Genomic DNA, 21,476 nt, shown 5'->3' with positions numbered 1-21,476 from the left:
ATAACCTGTTGCACCCCTGTCTGTCCAGTGATCGGTTGCAGGGAAGGGGCTGTGACACGAGCAAGTATGAAGGCGTCTTCATGTTTGGCTCATGTGGGGATCACGTCAAATCGCCACTTCGTGACCGAAGAAACTTTGCAATTCGCGTGTTTGGTGAATGGAGGTGCTGTGATGCGAAATGTTTTGAAAGGTGCGGCCGGAGGGCTTTTAGTTGTCCCCTTGGCGAGTGTGATGTTTGTGGGTGAAGCCTCGGCCGCGCCTGAAGTGTGCAATTGGAAAACCGCGCGCGATGTGACCAAAAGCGGGGATTACGCGGCCTTGTGCGACTGTGCGCAGGTGACGCCCAGCTTTTTGGAGCGGTTGCAAAAACAGAGTGATTTTCTGACCACTTTGCAGGTAACGGGCGAACAATGTCCGGGGCTTGCAGGTTTGCTAACAGATGTGCCGACTGCCTCGATCGGATCCAACGCTCCGCTTGGGGAAGATCGTGACAACGAGCAGTCGGCCGATGCAGGGCCGGGTGTCGGCGGTCCGGGCGGTGGCGGAAACTCTGGTGATGGGCCGGGTGACGGTGGCGGCGGCGATGGGCCCGGTGATGGTGGCCCCGGTGACGGGCCTGGTGACGGCGGAGATGGGCCGGGTGATGGCGGTGGCGGCGACGAACCAGGTGATGGTGGCGGTGGCCCCGGCAATGGTGGTGGACCCGGCAATGGCGGCGGTGGTAACGGCGGAAATAATGGCGGTGGCAACGGCGGCGGCAATGGCAACGGCGGAAATAATGGCGGTGGCAACGGTGGCGGAAACGGCAACGGTGGGAACAATGGCGGCCCCGGAAACGGGAACGGCAATGGTGGCAACCCCGGTAACGGCGGTGGCAACAATGGCGGCTCCGGTCCCGGCACCGGTAATGGCGGCGGCAATAACGGTCAGAGCGGTGGCTCAGGCAACGGCGGCGGCGGCAATAATGGCGGTGGCAACGGCGGCGGCAATGGCAACGGTGGGAACAATGGCGGCCCCGGAAACGGTAACGGCAACAACGGCAACCCCGGTAACGGTGGCGGCAACACTGGCGGGTCCGGCCCAGGCACCGGTAATGGCGGCGGCAACAATGGTCAGGGCGGCGGCTCGGGCAACGGTGGCGGCGGAAACGGTAACGGCGGAAACAATGGCAACCGTGGGAACCGCTGAGACAGGCCAAACCTGAAACGACGACGGCCACCCATTTGGGTGGCCGTTTTTCTTAGCGTAGAACTGAGCTTAGCCCAGTTGCACCAGCGCGTGGCGCTTTTTACCCGCGCTCAGTTTGATCGGAGACGACAGCGCACCGGCGTCGATCATCAACCCTGCGTCAGTCAGCGGCGCGTCATCCAGTTTGGCTCCGTTTTCGGCGATCAGGCGCTTGGCCTCTTTGCCGGTTTTGGCCAGGCCTGATTTCACGATCAACTGCACGATCGAAGTAGGTAGATCATCTGCGCGCAGCGTCAGCGTTGGAAGATCATCGCCCACGCCGCCTTTTTCAAACACTTCGCGGGCGGTCGCCGCGGCGGTTGCGGCGGCATCGGCCCCGTGCAGCAGAGTAGTGACTTCGTTGGCGAGGCGGATTTTGGCCTCGTTGATCTCAGATCCTTGCAACGCGGCCAGACGGTCGCATTCATCCACCGGAAGTTCGGTGAAGATCTTCAGGAACCGGCCAACATCCGCATCGGTGGTGTTGCGCCAGAACTGCCAGAACTCATAGGCTGACAGCATGTCACCGTTCAGCCAAACCGCACCGCCCTGCGACTTGCCCATCTTGCGGCCGTCGCTGGTGGTCAGCAGCGGTGTGGTCAGGCCGTATATCTCGTGATCCAATACGCGGCGGGTCAGGTCGATACCGTTGACGATGTTGCCCCATTGGTCCGAACCGCCCATCTGCAGAACGCAGCTATAGCGGCGGTTCAGCTCAAGGAAGTCATAGGCCTGCAGGATCATGTAGTTGAATTCGAGGAAGCTCAGCGATTGTTCGCGGTCCAGCCGCGATTTTACGGACTCGAAAGACAACATCCGGTTGACCGAGAAGTGCCGCCCGATATCGCGCAGGAAATCGAGGTAGTTCAGACTGTCCAGCCATTCCGCATTGTTCAGCATCAGCGCGCCGGTCTCGCTGTCATCATAGGACAGGTACTTGGCGAACACCTTTTGCATCCCGGCGATATTGGCGTCGATCTGTTCGGGGCCCAGCAGGGGGCGTTCATCCGACCGGAACGAGGGGTCGCCGACCTTGGTCGTACCGCCGCCCATCAGAGTGATCGGCTTGTGGCCGGTCTTTTGCAGCCAGCGCAGCACCATGATGTTCATCAGGTGGCCCACATGCAGCGACTGCGCCGTTGCGTCATAGCCGATATAAGCTGTTTGCACCCCGCTGATCAGCGCCTCGTCAAGGCCCTGATAATCGGTGCAGTCGGCGAGAAAGCCGCGCTCGATCATCGTGGCGATGAAATCCGATTTGGGGTGGTAGGTCATATCCGTGCCCTTTGGGTTTATGTTGCGGGGCAGTGTATAGGCGGTGGGGGTGGCAAGGAAAAGGCACCTTTTGCACGAAAAGCGGAGGCCACGCCCGATGTGGCTTGCACTGTCTTCGCGTTACCGTGCAGGTTGAGGCCAACGCGCCGGATCAACGGGCGTGAGGAACACGAGGGCAAACATGGGTCGGGCGATCAGCAAAACGGGCGCGGTTAAGGCATTGGGCGCCATGTCGGGCACGTCTTTGGATGGTGTTGATACGGCTGTGGTCGAAACCGATGGTGTGCGCATTCTGGGCTTTGGTCCCAGCGGATACCGGGCCTATTCAGATGCCGAGCGTGCGGTTCTGCGGGCCGCGCTGGGCCAGTGGCACGGGCCCGAGGTCGATGCCGCCGCTGAGTTGGTCACGGTTGCCCATGCCGAGGCGCTGTCCGAGTTCGATGAAATCGACTTGATCGGTTTTCACGGTCAGACCTTGGCGCATGAGCCGCGCGGGCGGGGGACGTTGCAGGTGGGCGATGGAGACGGTCTGACACAGGCGCTGGGTGTTCCGGTCGTGTGGGATTTCCGCAGCGACGATGTAGCGATGGGGGGCGAGGGTGCTCCGCTGGCGCCGTTCTTCCATTTTGCCTGCGCCAAATGGATCGGCGCGACCGAACCCTTGTGCTTCCTGAACTTGGGCGGGGTGGGGAACCTGACCTATGTGGACCCCAGCTTTGACGGCCCTGAGGCCCCTGGCGCGCTGCTGGCGTTCGACACGGGCCCGGCAAACGCGCCCGTGGATGACCTGATGCAGGCGCGGCTGGGCCTGCCGATGGACCGGGACGGCGCGTTGGCCCGCCAAGGGTCGGTTGAGGCGGGCGCGCTGGAGCTGTTCCTGTCCGAGCCGTTCTTTCGCAAGATGCCCCCCAAATCACTGGACCGGAACGACTTTGCCGAGATGATCCGTCTGGTGCAGGAACTCTCGGACGCCGACGCCGTGGCGACCCTGACCGGCATGTGCGCCGCAGGCGTGATGCAGGGGATGGAGCATTGCCCCAAACCCCCCGCGCGCGTGCTGGTTACGGGCGGAGGCCGCCGCAACCCGGTTCTGATGGACATGCTGCGCGCGGGCCTCGATTGCGCGGTCGAACCGGTCGAGACCGTGGGTCTGGACGGAGACATGCTGGAGGCCCAAGCCTTCGCCTATCTCGCCGTCCGTGTGGCGCGGGGCTTGCCGACCTCATGCCCCGGAACCACAGGCGTCAGCGCGCTTGTGGGAGGAGGCGTAGTGAGTAGTGTCGAGCGTATTGAGGACTCGATTAAGCGTTTTTAGATCACTCTATGTGTCACACCAATAACTATCATTTAGTGTGCTTTATGCAAACAAAGCCTAGATTTATTGGTCTATTGTTGTGAAATGAGTGCACTAAATTCGCGTCAAGTCACATTTTAGTCATTTTCTTTTGTTTGGATTAGATCCTCGAAAATAAACTGGGTGGCGGTATTCGACTAGGCTCGAGGGAGAAGGGTATGCCATCTGAAAACAGTGGAAATTTCCTTGACTACGTGAAGTCATCAGGCGCGGGAGCTTCGCGTCTGCATGAATCCGAAAATAACAAACAATCCATCGGAACTTTGAGCGGTGATCTGCTGATGATCGATGAGTCAGCGGCCGCCAGGGGCAGCAAAGGGCCGCCAGCAGGCATAGGCGGCGGGGGTGAAACCGAAACAGAGGTTGTCACGGACACGTACATCACCGGTCAAGGCGACGGAATCGACGACAGCCTTCAATACAATATTGAAGTCCGGTTTGTAGGTGACTGGCCTGAAGATCTGAAGTCAGTGTTCATTGCGTCCGCAGACTATTTGGCTTCGCTTGTTGATGGCGATATCGAAGACGCTGTCGATGGAGAAGGGAACCTCTACGACGACCTCGTCATCATGGCGGATTTGGATGCCATAGACGGAGAAGGCGGCGTGCTGGGGCAGGCGGGTCCGACCGCAATACGCTCTGATACCGGTTTGCCAGCTTTGGGAGAAATGACGTTCGATGAAGCGGACGCTCTGGCGTATCATGATGCTGGGCAATTCGATGATATTGTTCTGCATGAAATGATGCATGTCATGGGTCTTGGTACGCTTTGGGATTACTACGGTCTGGTATCGACTGTGGTGGATGACAATGGCACCAGACGGCCGACTGATGATATAGTGACCAGCGTTTATACCGGTGATGCAGCGAACTCAGCATATGTCGGCTACTTCACTGAAGACGATTTCTTGTTTGTAGAGACTGACGGTGGGTCGGGCACAGCCGGAGGACACTGGGACGAAGAAGAGTATCAGGATGAGCTGATGACCGGATATATCGGGTATGTGGCAGATGATGGCTCGTATGATGCCACCAACTATTTGTCAGATTGGTCAGTCGCGTCCCTAGAGGATCTTGGTTATGTCCTTGCGGAAGGTGCGGCTGGCATCGAAAACGAAATCGCACTGGCATAATATTCTGGTCATAAGCTGCTTGATGACGTCTGGTTGCTAGCCATCCAGAGCAACCGCCGGTGTTGTTAGTTCCTTACTTTGCGGATGTACGCGCTTGTAAAGTCAGAATACCCGTCCGATGTCGATCTCAAATGCGCTCGGGTCCATCTGTGCAGCGCGGGTAGCTGATGGAAGGGGACATTCGGAAAGGCGTGGTGCTCGGCGTGGTAGGGCATGTTCCAGGCCAGAAAGCGGATCAGGCGGTTGGTGAAAGTGGTTCGGGAATTCTCGAGCATATTCGCGACCGGCGGACAGAGCCCGTGTTCGGCCAGAAGGTACAGCCTTAGAAAGGGTTGGCCGACCAGAACGGGGAGCAGCCACAGCCACCACAGCACGGGTGATATAAACAGGCTGACAAGCGCTAGGGCGTAGAGGCCCAGTAGCACCCGCGCCTCCAGCTGCATGGCTTTGTGCTGACGTGTCGGCAGATAGGGCGCGTTGATCCGGCCGCGGGCATTTTGCACCAGAACCTGGGCCATGCCGCGCCAATAGGGCCAACCGCTGAGGTAAATCAGTAGGCTGGGCCAGTTGTCGGGCTTGGGTTTGCCGCCCAGTTCGGGATCATTCTCGGGGTGGTTGGTCCATTTGTGATGGGCCAGGTGAAAATAGCGGAACCAGACAAAGGGCAGGGCAATCGGAATCGCCACCAGATGGCCAATGGCCTCGTTCAGCCAAGGGGATTTGAACGGCGTCTTGTGCGTGCATTCATGGCTGAGGGTAAAGAGGAACACCAACATGATACCCTGAGGCAGGATCAGCAAAGGCCAGAATGGCACCTGAGCGATGATACCAATACTGGTGGCAGTCAATGCCAGCACATAAAGCGCCAGATGCCGCAGCCCGGCTTTGTCGGACCGCTCTTGCAGTTTGTCTTTCGCCTCGGCTGGAATGGACGCGATGAGGGCGCGGTGATCCATGGCCTAACCCTTTGGTATATCGAAACCCGGTGCGGCCAGTTCAAAGCCATCGAACTCGAACCCAGGAGAAACCGTGCAGCTGACCAGCGTATAGGCTCCGGTACTGCTTGCGGCCTGCCAATGACTCTTGGGGACGATCAGTTGCGGCGCGCCTTGTGTCAGGTCGGGGGACAAGAGGTGCTCGTTCGCCGGGCCGTCATCCGAGGCGCTGAGCGACAGGATCAGTGGATCACCGGCGTGGTACAGCCAGATCTCGGTCGCATCGACTCGGTGCCAGTGGCTGCGCTCCCCTTCGGCCAGAAGGAAGTAGATGCAGGTACCGCTGGCGCGGCCTGCGTTGTCGGCGCGCCATGTCTCGCGGAACCAACCCCCTTCGGGGTGCTGTTGCAGGTTCAGGTGGTCGATAATCTCTTGTGCGGTCATGGGGCCCTCGGGGTGTTTGGAGCGATTATGCACGGGATTGCGTGATCCGCTATGGTATTCGCGTGGATGAGGAATATCTTTGGCACATGACCCTGACGATCCCGTTTGACAACAGCTACGCCCGCCTTCCCAACAGTTTCTACGCCCGGCAGGCCCCGGTGCCTGTGCGTGCGCCACAACTGATCGCCTTTAACAGCGATCTGGCGAAGGTCCTGCGGATCACGCCAGGCGAGGTGCAGGACATGGCCGAGGCTTTTGCCGGCAATACGCTGCCCGAAGGGGCCGAGCCCATCGCACAGCTTTATTCGGGGCATCAGTTCGGCAACTACAATCCCCAGTTGGGGGACGGGCGTGCGGTTTTGCTGGGTGAGACCGTTGGAACAGACGGTCTGCGCCGGGACATTCAGCTGAAAGGGTCTGGCCCCACGCCCTTTAGCCGTCAGGGGGACGGGCGCGCTTGGTCGGGGCCTGTTTTGCGCGAATACGTGGTGTCCGAGGCGATGCACGCATTGGGCATCCCCACGACGCGGGCCTTGGCTGCTGTCGAGACGGGCGAGGTTGTTTTCCGCGAAGAACTCATGCCGGGCGCGGTACTGACGCGCGTCGCTCGTAGCCATTTGCGCGTGGGTACGTTTCAGGTCTTTGCCGGGCGAGGGCAGTTGGACAGCCTGCGCCGCCTGACTGAATATGCCATCGAACGCCACTATCCGCAGGCTGAGGGTCCTATGGGTCTGTTGCGCGCCGTGGCGCAGGCGCAATCTGAACTGATTGCCGGGTGGATGAGCGTGGGTTTCATCCATGGTGTAATGAATACCGACAATTGCTCGATCGCCGGCGAGACCATCGACTACGGCCCCTGCGCCTTCATGGACAGCTATCATCCGAACACGGTCTACAGCTCGATCGACCGGATGGGACGCTATGCCTATTCGAACCAACCGGGCATCGCGGTGTGGAATTTGGCGCAACTGGCGACGGCCCTGATCCAGCAGATGGACGACAAAGAGGCCGCTGTGGAAGAAGCGACCGAGATCGTTCACGCCATGCCCGATTTGCTGGAACAGCACTGGCTGACGCGGTTTCGGGCCAAGATCGGGCTTGTGACCGAGGAGGACGGGGATCGGCAACTGGTTTCGGACCTTTTGGCGCGAATGGCGCAGAACCAGGCCGACTTTACAAATACCTTCCGCGCGCTGGGCGCTGATACTGCGCGCGATCAGTTCACAGACCCGCAAGCCTTCGATCAATGGGCCGATGCTTGGCGGGCACGGCTGCAACGGGAAAGCGATCCGCGTGCTACGATGATGTCGGCGAACCCGGTTTTCATCCCGCGCAATCACCGTGTCGAGCAGATGATACAAGCCGCCTTACGGGGCGATTATGCCCCGTTCCACCGTTTGAATGATGTGCTGTCGCGCCCATATGAGGATCAGCCTGAAGCGATCGACCTGACGCGCCCGCCTTCGGAAGGTGAAGTGGTTCACGCCACGTTTTGCGGCACCTGACGACGGCCTAGGATCTCGAATTCTAAACAGGCCTCGGAATGTTCGAGGGGCAATGTGGGAGAGATCAGGCCGCTATCCGCCAGCATGACAGTTTCACGCTTAAGCTGGATTTCCCGCCCGCCTTCGGATTTGACATAGGTGCCTGATGTACTGCGATCCGACAGGATCAGCCTGCCGTCTTTCATGGTGATCACCATATGCAGACGGGACACCCAAGGCTGGCTGAGCACCACGTCGCATCCCGGCGATCGACCAACCGTCAGCTCGCCATTGTCGGGGCAGCTCCAGCTTTGGCCCTCGTGCCGCAGGACAAGCGTCAGATGCTCGGGTGCGGCAAGATTGTCTTCGGTGCGGCCATAGGATTGGGGCAGGCGGGTTTGGGTGAAGGAATTTGCCGTAGGGCTGATCAGCGAATGCGCCGCGAATTGTTCGGTCAAACCCTTGAGGTTGAGCTGACCCAGCGGGGTCAGCATCTGGCGCGCGCCGTTGTGCAGCAATGCGGCGGCTTCGTCACTGACGCAGGCCTCGCCGGGATTGGCCACAGAGGCAAGACGGGCGGTCACGTTCACGGCCTCGCCATAGACACCCTTTTCCGCAATAACGATCGGCCCGCAGTGAACGCCGACATGGACCGACAGCGAAGTTTCGGGCGATCCTTCTATCAGGGTCAGGACGGCGTTGATTGCCGCATCCGCATCCTCAAAATAGCTAAGAACATCGTCCCCCTTCTGACCGACCTGCACCCCGCCATGTTCAAACAGGACGCGCCGCAGGCGATCCAGTTCCAACTGGATCAGCCTTTGTGCCTCGGCATCGCCTACAGCCTTGTACAAAGGCGTGCTGCCGGAAATATCAGCAATGACCAGGGTCGCGAAGGTGGTGCTCACGTGGGGTCCTCGGTTTGGGCAGGCGGTGTAGGAACTGTTATGCCAAAGGGTATACAAGGCGAAAACCCTCTTGCACATCCGATCCTTACAACACGCGCGGAATTTTAATGTTGCGCTGGGCGCAGGGCGTGGCACTGTTGGGATAAGATTTTTGATCCGAGCGCTATGACATCCACGCCAACGCTTCGCATTGCCAGCTACAACATCCAGAAATGCGTCGGGCTTGATTTCCGCCGCCAGCCGCAGCGCATCATGCAGGTCATCGACAATATGAAGGCCGATATCGTGGTGTTGCAGGAGGCCGACAAACGCCTGCCACCGCGCCCCGCAGCCCTGCCGCATTTCATGCTGGACGAGGCCGGATGGCAGATTGTCGATCTTGGTGGGGCAGGCAGTCTGGGCTGGCATGGAAATGCGGTGATCTGGAAGGGCGAGACGATCCAAGTGCGACAGACCGGACATCACGACCTTCCGGGGCTGGAGCCTCGGGGGGCGGTGCGGGTTGAATTCGACACCCCCATCGGGCCGCTGCGCGTGATGGGCATGCATCTGGGTCTGCTGCCCGCATCGCGCCGTCAGCAGATCACCCATATCCGCCGCTGTGACGTTGACCTGACGCAGATGCCCACGGTCTGGGCCGGGGACTTCAACGAATGGTCGCGTCAGCCGGTGCTGGACCATCTGGCGCCAGACATGCGGTTTCTTCCTCCGGTTCCCAGCTTTCCCGCAGCGCAGCCTTTGGGCGCGCTGGATCGCATCGCGCTGGGCGCAGGGCTTGAGGCAGTGGTGCATGGCGTTCACGATGCGCGACCTGCGCATATCGCCTCGGACCATTTGCCGATCTGGGCCGACCTGCGGCGCGTTGCCTAAGATACAATTCCCCTGTGGCGCAGAGTGCGCAGACGTATTAAGACAGAGAACCGAATACACCCCGAGGGTCACTCATGTCCGACACGATCATCGCCCGTTGCGAGGCCAAGGGCCTGCGCATGACAGGTCAGCGCCGCACCATCGCCCAGGTGCTGCAACAAAGCGAGGATCACCCGGATGTAGAAGAACTGTATGCCCGCGCTTCAAAGGTCGATGCGGGGATTTCTATCGCGACGGTCTATCGCACTGTGAAGCTGTTCGAAGAAGCCGGGATTCTCGAGCGTCTGGAATTCGGTGATGGCCGCGCGCGCTATGAGGATGCCGAACGGGACCATCACGACCATCTGATCGACATGCAATCGGGGCAGGTCATTGAATTCGTCGACCCCGAGATCGAGGCTTTGCAGGAAAAGATCGCGGCCAAGCTGGGCTATAAGCTGAAAGGCCACCGGCTGGAACTCTATGGTGTTCCGCTGGAACAGGAGTGATTCATCACGAATCGCGAACGGTGACCGCACGCGAATTCATGTATTCCATGCGGATAGGACTTGCCTGACCAAGCCGCGTTCGATTTCTGTGATCGGGCGAACAGCGCTCCTCTGACGGATCGGATCATGAACAACGTAAACGGCATCTTGTTGGTCGTCGGCGCAATGGCGGCTTTTGCGCTTGAGGATATGTTCATCAAGCACCTGTCGGCCTCGGTGCCGACCGGTCAGATCATGATTTTGCTGGGCGCGGTGTGCGGCCTGATCTTTGCGGTGATGACCGTCGTAACGCGCAAGCGCATCTTTGATCGGGCTGCATGGCGCCCCTTGCCACTTGTCCGTGCAGTCAGCGAAGGGGTCGGTGCGATTGCCTTCGTGACTGCGCTGGCCTTAGTTGATCTGTCCACAGTCGCCGCCGTTTTCCAGGCATTGCCGCTTGCCGTAACTGTCGGCGCGGCGCTGTTTCTGGGTGAGCAGGTCGGCTGGCGCAGGTGGAGTGCGGTCTTCGTCGGGTTTCTGGGCGTTTTGATGATCATCCGCCCCGGTCTGGCCGGGTTCCAGCCCGAGACCCTGTTGGTTGTGATCAGCGTTGTTTGTATCGCCGCCCGCGATCTGATTACGCGGCGACTGGACGCTGATATCGCCTCGTCCGTGGTAGCGATGCAGGCCTATGTCGCGGCGATCCTGGGTGGATTGGTGCTAGTGGTGGTTCAAACACAATCGCTGGTGCCGATCGCAGGCCCGCAGATGGGGCCGTTGATTGGGGCCGTCCTGTTTAGTGTTTTGGGCTACTACGGCATCGTCACGGCGATGCGAGTGGGGGACGCCTCGGCGCTGACTCCGTTCCGCTATACACGGCTGGTATTTTCGATCACGGCGGGCATGATCATGTTCGGCGAACGCCCGGATCTAATGACCATTGCGGGGGCTTCGTTGATCCTGGGATCGGGTCTTTACACTTTCCTGCGGGAACGTCGTTTGGCGCGGGTCATGGTGGCTGCGGCTTGACGGATCGTCGCAGGTTTGCGCAAACACCTGCTGCGCAATGTGTTAGCGTTAACATGAACGGTTTACTTTTTGCCCGGTGATGGTATGAGGCGTGCAACGGATTGCAGCCACAGGGACGGGCCTCATGAGCACGATTATCGACATCCACGCACGCGAAATTCTGGACAGCCGGGGCAACCCGACGGTTGAGGTGGACGTGATCCTGGAAGATGGCACCATGGGCCGCGCGGCTGTGCCCTCGGGCGCGTCTACCGGCGCCTATGAAGCGGTAGAAAAGCGTGACGGTGACAAGGCGCGCTACATGGGTAAGGGCGTGCTGGAAGCGGTCGCTGCCGTGAACGGCGAGATTGCCGAGGAGCTTGTGGGTTTTGACGCGACTGAACAGGTCGCCATCGACCAGGCGATGATCGAACTGGACGGGACCGAAAACAAAGGTCGTCTAGGCGCAAACGCTATTTTGGGTGTCTCTTTGGCGGCAGCCAAAGCGGCGGCGGATTTTACCACCCAGCCTCTGTACCGCTATGTGGGTGGCACCTCGGCCCGCGTTCTGCCAGTGCCGATGATGAACATCATCAATGGCGGCGAACATGCCGACAACCCTATCGACATTCAGGAATTCATGATCATGCCGACCTCGGCCGCGAATATCCGCGAGGCGGTGCGCATGGGGTCCGAGGTGTTCCACACCCTGAAGAAAGAACTGTCCGCCGCAGGTCTGGCCACCGGCGTCGGTGATGAAGGCGGCTTTGCCCCCAACATTGCCAGCACGCGCGAGGCGCTGGATTTCATCCTGAAATCCATCGAAAAGGCTGGCTACAAACCGGGCGAAGAAATCCACCTGGCGTTGGATTGCGCCGCGACCGAATACTACAAAGACGGCAAATACGTGCTGGCGGGCGAGGGCACAACACTGACGTCCGAGGAAAACGCGGCCTATCTGGCGGCGCTGGTCAATGATTATCCGATCATCTCGATCGAAGACGGCATGTCCGAAGATGACTGGGACGGCTGGAAAGCTCTGACCGACGCCATCGGCAACGAGGTGCAATTGGTGGGTGACGACCTGTTCGTGACCAACCCTGAACGTCTGGCCGAAGGCATCGATCGCGGCTGTGCGAACTCGATGCTGGTCAAAGTGAACCAGATCGGTTCGCTGACCGAGACGCTGCGCGCTGTCGATATGGCCCACCGCGCGCGGTACACCAACGTGATGTCGCACCGTTCGGGCGAGACCGAGGACGCCACCATTGCAGATCTGGCGGTTGCGACCAATTGCGGTCAGATCAAAACCGGCAGCCTCGCGCGGTCGGACCGGCTAGCCAAATACAACCAGCTGATCCGCATCGAGGAATCGCTAGGTGAGGTCGCAGAATATGCGGGGGCTTCGATCCTCAAACGCTGATCGTACCAAAAAACGCAAATAGGCCCGGTCTTCGCTGGAAGGCCGGGCTTTTTCGTCTCTCGCCCTGAACTCGTGGGGAATCGGTTATGCGGATTGTCCGATCCGCACCCTTTATGCGCGTTGAAAACCTCGTGCTGTCGCCTGAAAAGTGCGCGCAGGTTACGTTAGGTAAAGAATCTTCAATTTTTCGAAAAATTTTTGTCCAACGTTTGCAGGTAGTTGCCAACATTGTGGCAACAAAAAGGCAATTTTGTGTGAACTTTTCCCTATTTGGGCGAGGCCGCCAAACCCTAACCTGAGGTCACTACTCGAAAGGAGAATACCATGACTGGTTCCAAATTCCTTCTTGCGGCAACAGTGATTAGTACTGTTTTTCTGGCGGCCTGCTCGGCACCAGGTGTTTACCCGGTTTCAGGGCAGTCAGTTTCGGCAACCGACCCCGTCAAAGACATGGATTCGCCCATCTATATGTATAGCGGCGAGTTGCGCTAACGTGCTGTCGCTGGGGGGCTGACAAAAGACTGCTATCAGAGCTTCTTGCTCATCAATACATAGCGATCGCGCGGTTTGAAGCCGGTGCGCAGATATAGCTTCTGCGCGGTTTCATTGGTGCGGTCGACCTCAAGGTGCAGGGCGGTCAGCCCGGCACTGGCAAGGGCTTTGGGCAGGTCCAGCAGCACCTCGGTGGCGATGCCGCGACCCCGCACGGCGGGGCGGATGTAAATTTCGTCGATAAAGGCGTCCATTCCGCCGAACTCGACAGACCACCCAAAGGTCAAAACCGCGTATCCAAGCGGTGCACGCGCCGGACCGATCAAATAAACGCAGCCATGGGGAATACCGTCCAGCAGCGGTGCCAGCGCGTTGCGCCGGTGATCAGCGTCCTGATCGATGCCCGCTTCGGCGTGAAAGGCGGCGACAAGGGTCATCAGACGGCCCAGATCCTCAGGCCGGGCGAGTTTAAGTGCAGCACTCATAGTCGAGCCAGCCGTTCGGTTAGCAGATCGAAGAACCCTTGTGCATCGACGCTGCCCATGAACATGGCGTTTGCCGGGCGATCTGTGACGCGCCACCAATCGGCAACGGTCATGCCCAGTGTCAGCTCGGACTGGGTCTCGATCTCGACATTGATGTGACGGCCCGAGAACAGCTCAGGCCGGATCAGATAGGCGGTGACGCAGGGATCGTGCAGGGGTGCGCCCTCCGATCCGTATTTTTCCTTGTCGAACCGTTCGAAGAAATCAGTCATCTCGGCCACTGCGTGTCCGACCTTGCTGTCCAGCGCGCGGAATGCGTCGTTGCGGTGTGGCGTGACCAGCGCGTCATGGGTCACGTCCAGTGGCATGACAACGATGTGCGCGCCGGATTTGAACACGATATCAGCGGCTTCAGGGTCGACATAGATATTGAATTCCGCTGCCGGAGTGATGTTGCCGACCTCAAAGTACGCCCCACCCATCAGCACGATTTCCTGTACCCGGTCAACGATATCGGGGGCCTTGGTGAAAGCCGTCGCAATATTGGTGAGCGGCCCCAGAGGGCATAGAGTCACCGTACCCGGCTCATGCGCGCGCAGGGTGTCGATGATGAAATCGACCGCGTGCCCTTGGGCCAACGGCATTTGCGGATCGGGCAGAACGGGACCGTCCAGTCCGGTTTTGCCGTGCACATGTTCTGCTGTGACCAAAGGGCGGTTCAGCGGCCGATCACAGCCTGCATAAACCGGCACGTCCGTGTGGCCGGCCAGTTCGCAGACGATGCGCGCGTTCTTGGCGGTTAGCTCCAGCGGCACGTTCCCGGCGACGGCTGTTACGCCCAGCAAGTCGATTTCATCCGGGCTGGCCAGCGCCAACAGGATGGCAACGGCGTCGTCCTGACCGGGGTCGGTGTCGATAATGATTTTGCGCGGCATGGGTGTCTCCGGGGGTGGTGAAGGGCGGACACTCGCAAGTGTCAAAGCACTTGTCCAGCGGTTTCAGACCCCCGTGGCGACATCCACCGGCGGGAGTTTGCCATTGGCGCGATGCTCCTCGGTTTTCACCTCGTCCCACAGGGCATCCATCTCGGCCAGATCGCTTTGGCTGGGTGTTTTACCGCGTTCGGCCAGGCGGGATTCGACCTGTTCAAAGCGGCGGGTGAACTTGGCGTTGGTGCGGCGCAGAGCGGCCTCAGGCTCGATTCCCAGATGACGGCCCAGATTGACGATCACGAACAGCAGATCGCCGAATTCATCTTCGAGCGCGTCGGCATCCATGCTGTCGCGGGCCTCTTCCAGTTCGGCGGCCTCTTCGGTGATCTTGGCCAACACATGGCTGGCGTTGGGCCAGTCGAACCCCACGCGCGCGGCGCGTTTTTGCAGCTTGTGCGCGCGCAGCAGGGCAGGCAGGTTCGCGGCCACACCGTCTAGCGCGCCTTTCTGTTCCTTACCTGCACGTTCCGCTGCCTTGATCGTTTCCCAATCCAGCGTCTGCTGTTCGGCAGACTTGTCGCGGGATTCGTCACCGAACACATGTGGGTGACGCGCAACCATCTTGTCGGACATGGTGCGGACCACGTCCTGAAAGGTGAAATGCCCAGCTTCTTCAGCCATTTGTGCGTGAAAGACCGATTGGAACAGCAGGTCGCCCAACTCTCCCTTCAGCTCGCCATAAGCCTCGCGTTCGATAGCATCAGCGACCTCATAGGCTTCTTCGATCGTGTAGGGAGCGATGGTGGCGAAATCCTGTTCGATGTCCCACGGACAGCCAGTCTGCGGGTCGCGCAGGCGGCGCATGATCTCCAGCAGACGTTCGATGCCTGCGTCTTTATCGTGGATCAGAGGATTTTCGGCCATTGCGAACCCTTTCGTTCCGGTGTCAGATGCATCCATTCCGCAGACCGCAACAGGAGTCCACCCCAGATGCCCGTCGTCAACCGAATTGCCGATTATACCGCCGATATGACCGCGTGGCGGCAGCACCTGCATACGATCCCTGAACTGAAATTCGAATGCCATGAAACGGCAGCTTTCGTGGCCGAGCGTCTGCGTGAATTCGGTGTGGACGAGATTCACGAGGGGATCGCCACCACCGGCATCGTCGCCATTATCAACGGGCAGGGCGAAGGGCCTACCATCGGTCTGCGCGCTGATATGGATGCGCTGCCGATCCCTGAGGAAACCGGGGTGGACTATGCCTCGACCAAGCCGGGGAATATGCACGCCTGCGGTCACGACGGACATACGACAATGCTGCTGGGCGCGGCGCGCTATCTGGCCGAGACGCGGAATTTTTCGGGCCGCGTGGCCCTGATCTTTCAACCCGCCGAAGAGGATGGCGGCGGCGCGGGCGTCATGGTCGAGGAAGGCATCATGGAGCGGTTCGACATCTCTCAGGTCTACGCCCTGCATAATGCGCCGGGCGTGCCCGAGGGGATGTTTCAGACCAATACCGGTCCGATCATGGCTGCGGTGGACACGTTTGAAGTTCATATTCAAGGTGTCGGCGGCCACGGGGCGATGCCGCATGAAACCCGCGATCCTGTGATGGCAGCCTGCGGGATTGCGCAGGCGATTCAGACCATTGTCAGTCGCAACAACTATGCGCTGGACGATCTGGTGGTCTCGGTCACTCAGATCCATACCGGTTCGGTGAACAACGTGATCCCTGATACTGCCTATATCAACGGTACCGTGCGCACCTTTGATCCGAATGTACAGAAGATGGTGATGGATCGAATGGCGCAGATCGTGCAGGGTCAGGCGCAGTCGTACGGGGTCGAAGCTCGGCTGGATTATGAGGTCAATTACCCCGCCACGATCAACGACGCCGCCAAGGCTGAATTCGCCGCCGATGTGGCGCGCGATATCTCGGGGGATGAGCGCGTGCTGACCGAGGTTCCGCCGATGATGGGGGCCGAGGATTTCTCATTCATGCTACAATCGCGCCCCGGTGCCTATCTGTTTGTGGGGCAGGGTGATGGCGCCGGGCTGCACCATCCGAAATACAACTTCAACGATGAGATCGCGCCCATCGGGGCATCCTTCTTTGCGCGGATCGTCGAAAAGGCACAGCCACTGGGCTGATAAGGGAAAGACATGGGACTGGAAGACGCAAAAACTCAGGTGGATGAGGCATTCACCAACCCCGACCTCAAGGGGCTGTCGTTCGAGAATACCTTTGGTGGAGCGACGTCGTTTCTGCGGCGGCTATACACCAAGGACCTGAAAGGGGTGGACATCGCCGTGACCGGCGTTCCGTTCGATCAGGCGGTGACGAACCGCCCCGGCACCAGGCTGGGCCCGCGCGCAATCCGCGAGGCCAGCGCGCTGCAATCGCCCGACGCGCCCTATGGCTGGCCCTTTGATGCACTCAGCGAGTTGGCCATCGTAGACTATGGCGACATGGCCTATGACTATGCCAATATCCCAGCCTTTCCCGACACGCTGACGGATCATATCCGCACCATTCTTGCCGCCGATGTGGCCTCGGTCACTTTGGGCGGGGATCACTATATCAGTTTCCCGATCCTGAAAGCCTATGCCGAGAAATACGGGCCCATGTCGCTGCTGCAATTCGATGCGCATACGGACACATGGGCCGATGACGATATGACCCGCGTGGATCACGGGACGATGTTTTACAAGGCGGTAAAGTCGGGGATCGTGGACCCCAAGCGATCCGTTCAGGTGGGTATCCGCACCACCAACGAGGACACGCTGGGCGTCAACATCATCGACGCGCGTGAGGTCTACGAATCCGGCCCCGCTGCCGTGGCGCAAAAGATCAAAGAGATCATGGGCAATAGCCCCGTTTACCTGAGCTTCGACATCGACGGTTTGGACCCGGCATTTGCGCCCGGCACCGGTACACCAGTCTGGGGTGGTCTGAGTTCTATTCAGGCGCAGATCATCTTGCGTGACATTGCCGGGATCAACATCAAGGGCGGCGATGTAGTCGAGGTCTCTCCGCCTTTTGATACCTCGGGCGCGACGGCGATCGCCGGTGCCCATGTGGCAACGCAGATTATTTGTCTCTTGGGATGGAACAAACTGCAGCCTTAACCATTGGTTAGCCATCTTTCCGGTATCACCTTAGCCAAAAGGTCGGACGGGAGAGATACGGGCATGACACAGTTTAACCAACCCCTCAGCGGCAATGATCTGGCGCGGTTTTCGGGGCCGAACACGTTCATGCGCCTTCCGCAGGCGGAGTCTCTGGCGGGGCTGGATGTGGCCGTGCTGGGCATTCCGATGGATATCGGCACCTCGTGGCGGTCGGGCACGCGGTTCGGGCCAAAACAGATCCGCGCCGAAAGTGCGATGATACGGCCCTGTAACATGGCCAGTTTTGCCGCGCCCTTTGACAGCCTTCAAATCGCCGATATTGGCGATCTTGCGATCAACACGTTTTCACTGGCAGAAAGCCTGAAGATCATCAAGGAAAGCTATGACGCCATTCTGGCGCAGGGGGTGACGCCAGTTGCGATGGGCGGCGATCATTCGATCACCCTGCCAATCCTGCGGGCGATCGCGGCCAAGCACGGGCCTGTGGCGCTGGTGCATGTGGATGCGCACGCCGACGTGAATGACGAGATGTTTGGCGAGCGTGAAACCCATGGCACCGTCTTTCGCCGCGCCTATGAAGAGGGCCTGATCGTCCCCGACAAGACCTTTCAGATCGGCATTCGCGGCTCGGGCTATGCGGCGTCAGATTTCACCCAGGCCAAGGGCTGGGGTTTCAAGCAATTCCCCGCGTGGGAGTTGTGGCAGCAGAACCTGACGGTAATCGGCGCGCAAATTCGCAATGAGATCGGAGAGCATCCGACCTATATCACCTATGATATCGACAGCCTTGATCCGGCCTTTGCGCCCGGCACCGGTACGCCTGAGATCGCCGGATTGACCACGCCGCAAGCTCTGCAATTGCTTCAAGCATTGAGTGGGGTGAACGTGGTGGGCTGCGATCTGGTCGAGGTGTCTCCGCCCTATGACCCTGCGGGGACGACGGCGCTGACGGCGGCAAACCTGCTTTTCGAACTGCTATGCATCCTGCCTAGCGTGACGTCACGGTAAGGGGGCGCTTGGTGCCTTGCCGGGCGCTAAGAACCAAATAGGTTCTGCGGAAACACGAGGTTCAGGATGAAGAAGATGGTCGTTTGGGTGCTAGTCGGGGCTGTTGTGGCTCTGGGGGTTTATATCCGTCTCGCACCCTCTGACCCTGCCCAATGGCATATGCCGCTGACTGCAACGGCGGATACGGATATGCAAGGCGGCGTCATTCGCATCGTTGAAACCGGGCCGGAAGGTCTTGCCCGACTGGACGACATCGCGCAGGCCACGCCGCGCACTACCGTGTTGGCCGGGTCAGTGGATGAGGGGATGATCACCTACATTACCCGCAGCAAAGTGATCGGCTTTCCCGACTACACCACGGTCCAGCAAGACGGCGATACCCTACGCATCCATGCACGCCTGCGCTTTGGGCGATCAGATTTTGGGGTAAACCGAGACCGAGTTGATGAGTGGCTTGCTGCGCTCCAACCCTGAGGACAAACACCCCTCGGACACCTCGCGCCACATTGGCACGTTCAGCGACATCTGACACTGTGCCATGAACATGCGGCCATCGACCTGCAAGCAGATCATCTCACCCAAATCCACGCGTGCACCTGATTTGTCTGTGCAATAGCAGTCGCGCACCTTGCCGTCCGGCCCGACGTAATCCGCCATGGCAGGCACCGCAAACAGCGATAAAACGAAAACCAACCCCTTCATGTCGGCTATCTTAGCACAAGCTCGGCCCTTGACCAAAGCGGCATATTAGGGGACACCGCCCAGATGATCCCCGAAGAACGCCTTGAGCAGATAACCCAGCGATTCCAATACCTCGAAGCGGCCATGTCCGATGGTGCCTCGGGTGGAGATATTGCGGCCTTGGCCAAGGAGTATTCGGATCTCAAGCCCGTGGTTGATCAGATCATGGCCTGGCGGCAGCTGCGGGCCGATTTGGCCGAGGCCGAGGCAATGCTGGCCGACCCCGACATGAAGGAACTGGCCGAAGAGGAAATTCCTGATCTTCGGGCCCGTATCCCGCAAGCAGAACATGCGCTGCAATTGGCGCTGTTGCCCCGAGACGAGGCCGACGCACGCCCAGCGATGCTGGAAATCCGACCGGGCACGGGTGGGGACGAGGCCGCATTGTTCGCAGGCGATCTGTTGCGCATGTATCAGCGTTACGCCGAGGCGCGCGGCTGGCGGTTTGAGATCATCGAAGAACAGGCCTCCGATCTGGGTGGCATCAAAGAGGTGGTGGCCCATATCAAGGGCGAGAACGTCTTTGCCCGGATGAAGTACGAATCCGGCGTGCACCGGGTGCAGCGCGTGCCCGAAACCGAAAGCGGAGGCCGGATTCATACCTCGGCAGCCACCGTGGCCGTTTTGCCCGAGGCTGAGGATGTGGACATTCAGGTCGACGCCAATGACATCCGTATCGACACCATGCGCAGCTCGGGCGCGGGGGGGCAGCATGTGAACACTACCGACTCGGCGGTGCGCATTACCCACCTTCCGACCGGGCTGGTTGTGACCAGTTCCGAGAAATCCCAACACCGCAACCGCGAGATTGCTATGCAGGTGCTGAAAACGCGCCTCTATGACTTGGAGCGCCAGCGGATCGACAGTGAACGCTCAGCCGATCGGGCCAGTCAGGTGGGGTCCGGGGACCGCTCTGAGCGGATCAGGACCTATAACTTCCCGCAGGGCCGCATGACGGATCACCGCATCAACCTGACGCTTTATAAGTTGGATCAGGTGATGCAGGGCGACTTGGACGAAATCATCGACGCGCTCACCGCTGACGATCAGGCGCGTTTGCTGGCCGAGATGGCACAATGAACGGGCCGCAGACAGCGGCTATGGCGATGGTTGCCGCGACGGCTCGGCTGCGCGCGGCGGGCGTCGATGATCCGGCGCGCGATGCACGTGTTCTGCTTGCCCATGCCGCCCGGATCGAGGCCAGCCGTGTCACCCTGATTGCGCCAGAGGAATTGGCTCCGGAAATCGCCGAACGCTATGATCAACTGATCGCGCTGCGGGCCATTCGTGTCCCGGTGTCGCATCTGCTGGGCGAGCGTGAGTTCTATGGCCGTAGGTTCCGGGTCAGTCGCGATGTGCTGGACCCGCGTCCCGAGACAGAGACCCTGATCGAAGCCGCCTTGAGCGAGCCGTTCGATCACGTTCTGGACTTGGGCACAGGTTCGGGCTGTATTCTGATCACTTTGCTGGCTGAACGCACCAGCGCGTCGGGCGTTGGCGTTGATCTGAGTGAATCGGCCTGCCTGCAAACCAGTGCGAATGCCGTGCAGCATCAGGTACAAGACCGGGTGGAGGTTCTTCAATCCGATTGGTTTGGAAACATTGAGGGTGAATTCGATCTTATTGTCTCGAATCCCCCGTATATTTCGCTGTCCGAAATGGAGGCGCTGTCCCCGGAAGTGCGCGAGCATGAACCGCGCATGGCTCTGACCGACGAAGGGGATGGGCTTGGGGCGTATAGACGCATCGCCGCCGGTGTGCCTGATTTTCTATTACCGGGCGGGCGGTTGCTGGTGGAAATTGGCCCGACGCAGGGCACTGCCGTGGCGGCGCTTTTTGATGCGGCAGGTTTGTCTGAGACGCGCGTTATTCCTGATCTGGATGGGCGCGATCGCGTCGTTTTCGCCAGAATGCCGCAATGACGACACGTTCTGAGGCCGATTTCTGCCGATTGATGTAAAAAAGCAGCGAAAAATGGGACAAACCCCTTGTCTGAACCTGCCGGACATGTTTACTCAGGAATAGTCAGCGAGGTTGACGCCGTTACAGCGCGCCCCTGACGCCAAGCCCAAAAAGTCGACATCGCGTCACAGCTAAAGCCTTTGAGCAGTGTACGTCGCGAGGTGATCGACATCGTAAGACAAGGCTGACGAAA

General features: G+C 59.6%; 23 protein-coding genes. 15 read left to right on the top strand and 8 right to left on the bottom strand.

Translation table 11 applies throughout. From position 1 onward, the window contains the following. The first annotated feature begins 171 nt into the window (after nucleotides 1–171). Nucleotides 172–1,188, top strand: coding sequence for a hypothetical protein (locus GOV79_RS22260; RefSeq protein ID WP_214648110.1), 1,017 nt, complete (start codon nucleotides 172–174; stop codon nucleotides 1,186–1,188). Nucleotides 1,189–1,257: 69 nt separating this feature from the next. On the opposite strand, the gene tyrS is transcribed toward GOV79_RS22260, so the two are convergent. Next, on the bottom strand, nucleotides 1,258–2,502 hold the full coding sequence (tyrS, locus tag GOV79_RS04370; protein WP_170774478.1) for a tyrosine--tRNA ligase: 1,245 nt from the start codon (nucleotides 2,500–2,502) through the stop codon (nucleotides 1,258–1,260). A 181-nt stretch (nucleotides 2,503–2,683) separates the two neighbouring features. Here tyrS and GOV79_RS04365 point away from each other — a divergent pair, with 181 nt between their 5' ends. Together GOV79_RS04365 and GOV79_RS04360 are read left to right on the top strand one after the other, a co-directional pair. Next, nucleotides 2,684–3,817, top strand: coding sequence for an anhydro-N-acetylmuramic acid kinase (locus tag GOV79_RS04365; RefSeq protein ID WP_170774475.1), 1,134 nt, complete (start codon nucleotides 2,684–2,686; stop codon nucleotides 3,815–3,817). 197 nt (nucleotides 3,818–4,014) lie between these two features. Then, nucleotides 4,015–4,989 (top strand): leishmanolysin-related zinc metalloendopeptidase, encoded by a 975-nt coding sequence (locus tag GOV79_RS04360; RefSeq protein WP_170752718.1) that lies wholly within the window; start codon nucleotides 4,015–4,017, stop codon nucleotides 4,987–4,989. A 65-nt stretch (nucleotides 4,990–5,054) separates the two neighbouring features. On the opposite strand, the gene GOV79_RS04355 is transcribed toward GOV79_RS04360, so the two are convergent. Both GOV79_RS04355 and GOV79_RS04350 read right to left on the bottom strand, forming a co-directional pair. Continuing rightward, entirely contained in the window at nucleotides 5,055–5,945 is an 891-nt protein-coding gene (locus GOV79_RS04355) for a fatty acid desaturase (protein ID WP_170788731.1), read from the bottom strand. Nucleotides 5,946–5,948: 3 nt separating this feature from the next. Beyond that, complete coding sequence (locus tag GOV79_RS04350) at nucleotides 5,949–6,368, bottom strand: cupin domain-containing protein (RefSeq protein WP_170788730.1); 420 nt, start codon at nucleotides 6,366–6,368, stop codon at nucleotides 5,949–5,951. Between the two features lie 86 nt (nucleotides 6,369–6,454). On the opposite strand from GOV79_RS04350, the gene GOV79_RS04345 reads away from it, so the two are divergent. Beyond that, complete coding sequence (locus GOV79_RS04345; protein WP_170788988.1) at nucleotides 6,455–7,873, top strand: protein adenylyltransferase SelO; 1,419 nt, start codon at nucleotides 6,455–6,457, stop codon at nucleotides 7,871–7,873. Here the strand turns inward: GOV79_RS04345 and GOV79_RS04340 are convergent. Further along, nucleotides 7,849–8,760 carry an FHA domain-containing protein gene (locus GOV79_RS04340; RefSeq protein WP_170788729.1) on the bottom strand — a complete coding sequence of 304 codons (912 nt, stop codon included), beginning with the start codon at nucleotides 8,758–8,760 and terminating at the stop codon, nucleotides 7,849–7,851. The genes GOV79_RS04345 and GOV79_RS04340 overlap by 25 nt on opposite strands. 165 nt (nucleotides 8,761–8,925) lie before the next feature. Here GOV79_RS04340 and GOV79_RS04335 point away from each other — a divergent pair, with 165 nt between their 5' ends. The 5 genes from GOV79_RS04335 to GOV79_RS04315 all read left to right on the top strand — a co-directional run bounded on the left by GOV79_RS04335 (nucleotide 8,926) and on the right by GOV79_RS04315 (nucleotide 13,020). Beyond that, nucleotides 8,926–9,630 (top strand): endonuclease/exonuclease/phosphatase family protein, encoded by a 705-nt coding sequence (locus GOV79_RS04335; protein WP_170788728.1) that lies wholly within the window; start codon nucleotides 8,926–8,928, stop codon nucleotides 9,628–9,630. A 74-nt stretch (nucleotides 9,631–9,704) separates the two neighbouring features. Next, the gene (locus tag GOV79_RS04330) at nucleotides 9,705–10,118 is read left to right on the top strand and encodes a Fur family transcriptional regulator (protein ID WP_170788727.1); all 414 of its coding nucleotides are present in this window, start codon (nucleotides 9,705–9,707) and stop codon (nucleotides 10,116–10,118) included. 126 nt (nucleotides 10,119–10,244) lie between these two features. Next, nucleotides 10,245–11,126: a DMT family transporter gene (locus GOV79_RS04325; RefSeq protein ID WP_170788986.1), complete on the top strand. Its 882-nt coding sequence runs from the start codon at nucleotides 10,245–10,247 to the stop codon at nucleotides 11,124–11,126. A 124-nt stretch (nucleotides 11,127–11,250) separates the two neighbouring features. Then, the gene (gene eno, locus GOV79_RS04320) at nucleotides 11,251–12,528 is read left to right on the top strand and encodes a phosphopyruvate hydratase (protein ID WP_170788726.1); all 1,278 of its coding nucleotides are present in this window, start codon (nucleotides 11,251–11,253) and stop codon (nucleotides 12,526–12,528) included. Between the two features lie 324 nt (nucleotides 12,529–12,852). Further along, a complete protein-coding gene (locus GOV79_RS04315; RefSeq protein ID WP_170788725.1) occupies nucleotides 12,853–13,020 on the top strand; it encodes a hypothetical protein in 168 nt (55 codons plus the stop codon). Between the two features lie 35 nt (nucleotides 13,021–13,055). On the opposite strand, the gene GOV79_RS04310 is transcribed toward GOV79_RS04315, so the two are convergent. The 3 genes from GOV79_RS04310 to mazG all read right to left on the bottom strand — a co-directional run bounded on the left by GOV79_RS04310 (nucleotide 13,056) and on the right by mazG (nucleotide 15,361). Further along, entirely contained in the window at nucleotides 13,056–13,505 is a 450-nt protein-coding gene (locus GOV79_RS04310; RefSeq protein WP_170788724.1) for a GNAT family N-acetyltransferase, read from the bottom strand. Further along, a complete protein-coding gene (locus GOV79_RS04305) occupies nucleotides 13,502–14,440 on the bottom strand; it encodes a nucleoside hydrolase (RefSeq protein ID WP_170774454.1) in 939 nt (312 codons plus the stop codon). Before GOV79_RS04305 ends, GOV79_RS04310 begins: the two co-directional genes overlap by 4 nt. Nucleotides 14,441–14,503: 63 nt before the next feature. Further along, nucleotides 14,504–15,361: a nucleoside triphosphate pyrophosphohydrolase gene (gene mazG, locus GOV79_RS04300; protein ID WP_170788984.1), complete on the bottom strand. Its 858-nt coding sequence runs from the start codon at nucleotides 15,359–15,361 to the stop codon at nucleotides 14,504–14,506. Nucleotides 15,362–15,427: 66 nt separating this feature from the next. Here mazG and GOV79_RS04295 point away from each other — a divergent pair, with 66 nt between their 5' ends. The 4 genes from GOV79_RS04295 to GOV79_RS04280 all read left to right on the top strand — a co-directional run bounded on the left by GOV79_RS04295 (nucleotide 15,428) and on the right by GOV79_RS04280 (nucleotide 19,054). Beyond that, nucleotides 15,428–16,591: a M20 aminoacylase family protein gene (locus tag GOV79_RS04295; protein WP_170774451.1), complete on the top strand. Its 1,164-nt coding sequence runs from the start codon at nucleotides 15,428–15,430 to the stop codon at nucleotides 16,589–16,591. 12 nt (nucleotides 16,592–16,603) lie between these two features. Next, a complete protein-coding gene (gene speB / locus GOV79_RS04290; RefSeq protein WP_170788723.1) occupies nucleotides 16,604–17,569 on the top strand; it encodes an agmatinase in 966 nt (321 codons plus the stop codon). Nucleotides 17,570–17,632: 63 nt separating this feature from the next. Continuing rightward, a complete protein-coding gene (speB, locus tag GOV79_RS04285; protein ID WP_170788722.1) occupies nucleotides 17,633–18,580 on the top strand; it encodes an agmatinase in 948 nt (315 codons plus the stop codon). A gap of 66 nt (nucleotides 18,581–18,646) precedes the next feature. Continuing rightward, entirely contained in the window at nucleotides 18,647–19,054 is a 408-nt protein-coding gene (locus GOV79_RS04280; protein WP_170788721.1) for a DUF1499 domain-containing protein, read from the top strand. Here the strand turns inward: GOV79_RS04280 and GOV79_RS04275 are convergent. Continuing rightward, a complete protein-coding gene (locus tag GOV79_RS04275) occupies nucleotides 18,995–19,282 on the bottom strand; it encodes a hypothetical protein (protein WP_170774443.1) in 288 nt (95 codons plus the stop codon). The genes GOV79_RS04280 and GOV79_RS04275 overlap by 60 nt on opposite strands. Before the next feature lie 63 nt (nucleotides 19,283–19,345). Between GOV79_RS04275 and prfA the strand changes: the two genes are divergently transcribed. Both prfA and prmC read left to right on the top strand, forming a co-directional pair. After that, on the top strand, nucleotides 19,346–20,401 hold the full coding sequence (prfA, locus tag GOV79_RS04270) for a peptide chain release factor 1 (RefSeq protein WP_170788720.1): 1,056 nt from the start codon (nucleotides 19,346–19,348) through the stop codon (nucleotides 20,399–20,401). After that, entirely contained in the window at nucleotides 20,398–21,243 is an 846-nt protein-coding gene (gene prmC, locus GOV79_RS04265; RefSeq protein ID WP_170788719.1) for a peptide chain release factor N(5)-glutamine methyltransferase, read from the top strand. The genes prfA and prmC overlap by 4 nt, the downstream gene beginning before the upstream one ends. The last annotated feature ends 233 nt before the right edge of the window (nucleotides 21,244–21,476 follow it).

Source organism: Ruegeria lacuscaerulensis (assembly GCF_013034745.1).
In the GTDB taxonomy this organism is placed as follows: domain Bacteria; phylum Pseudomonadota; class Alphaproteobacteria; order Rhodobacterales; family Rhodobacteraceae; genus Ruegeria; species Ruegeria lacuscaerulensis_B.
Note: the sequence above shows the minus strand (reverse complement) of the source record. Positions and strands in the feature narration are given on the sequence as shown.

Bases quoted from the DNA above. Each gene is read 5' to 3' on its own strand.
- GOV79_RS22260 (WP_214648110.1), top strand. From the start codon at position 172: ATGCGAAATGTTTTGAAAGGTGCGGCCGGAGGGCTTTTAGTTGTCCCC.
- tyrS (WP_170774478.1), bottom strand. From the start codon at position 2,502: ATGACCTACCACCCCAAATCGGATTTCATCGCCACGATGATCGAGCGC.
- GOV79_RS04365 (WP_170774475.1), top strand. From the start codon at position 2,684: ATGGGTCGGGCGATCAGCAAAACGGGCGCGGTTAAGGCATTGGGCGCC.
- GOV79_RS04360 (WP_170752718.1), top strand. From the start codon at position 4,015: ATGCCATCTGAAAACAGTGGAAATTTCCTTGACTACGTGAAGTCATCA.
- GOV79_RS04355 (WP_170788731.1), bottom strand. From the start codon at position 5,945: ATGGATCACCGCGCCCTCATCGCGTCCATTCCAGCCGAGGCGAAAGAC.
- GOV79_RS04350 (WP_170788730.1), bottom strand. From the start codon at position 6,368: ATGACCGCACAAGAGATTATCGACCACCTGAACCTGCAACAGCACCCC.
- GOV79_RS04345 (WP_170788988.1), top strand. From the start codon at position 6,455: ATGACCCTGACGATCCCGTTTGACAACAGCTACGCCCGCCTTCCCAAC.
- GOV79_RS04335 (WP_170788728.1), top strand. From the start codon at position 8,926: ATGACATCCACGCCAACGCTTCGCATTGCCAGCTACAACATCCAGAAA.
- GOV79_RS04330 (WP_170788727.1), top strand. From the start codon at position 9,705: ATGTCCGACACGATCATCGCCCGTTGCGAGGCCAAGGGCCTGCGCATG.
- GOV79_RS04325 (WP_170788986.1), top strand. From the start codon at position 10,245: ATGAACAACGTAAACGGCATCTTGTTGGTCGTCGGCGCAATGGCGGCT.
- eno (WP_170788726.1), top strand. From the start codon at position 11,251: ATGAGCACGATTATCGACATCCACGCACGCGAAATTCTGGACAGCCGG.
- GOV79_RS04315 (WP_170788725.1), top strand. From the start codon at position 12,853: ATGACTGGTTCCAAATTCCTTCTTGCGGCAACAGTGATTAGTACTGTT.
- GOV79_RS04310 (WP_170788724.1), bottom strand. From the start codon at position 13,505: ATGAGTGCTGCACTTAAACTCGCCCGGCCTGAGGATCTGGGCCGTCTG.
- GOV79_RS04305 (WP_170774454.1), bottom strand. From the start codon at position 14,440: ATGCCGCGCAAAATCATTATCGACACCGACCCCGGTCAGGACGACGCC.
- mazG (WP_170788984.1), bottom strand. From the start codon at position 15,361: ATGGCCGAAAATCCTCTGATCCACGATAAAGACGCAGGCATCGAACGT.
- GOV79_RS04295 (WP_170774451.1), top strand. From the start codon at position 15,428: ATGCCCGTCGTCAACCGAATTGCCGATTATACCGCCGATATGACCGCG.
- speB (WP_170788723.1), top strand. From the start codon at position 16,604: ATGGGACTGGAAGACGCAAAAACTCAGGTGGATGAGGCATTCACCAAC.
- speB (WP_170788722.1), top strand. From the start codon at position 17,633: ATGACACAGTTTAACCAACCCCTCAGCGGCAATGATCTGGCGCGGTTT.
- GOV79_RS04280 (WP_170788721.1), top strand. From the start codon at position 18,647: ATGAAGAAGATGGTCGTTTGGGTGCTAGTCGGGGCTGTTGTGGCTCTG.
- GOV79_RS04275 (WP_170774443.1), bottom strand. From the start codon at position 19,282: ATGAAGGGGTTGGTTTTCGTTTTATCGCTGTTTGCGGTGCCTGCCATG.
- prfA (WP_170788720.1), top strand. From the start codon at position 19,346: ATGATCCCCGAAGAACGCCTTGAGCAGATAACCCAGCGATTCCAATAC.
- prmC (WP_170788719.1), top strand. From the start codon at position 20,398: ATGAACGGGCCGCAGACAGCGGCTATGGCGATGGTTGCCGCGACGGCT.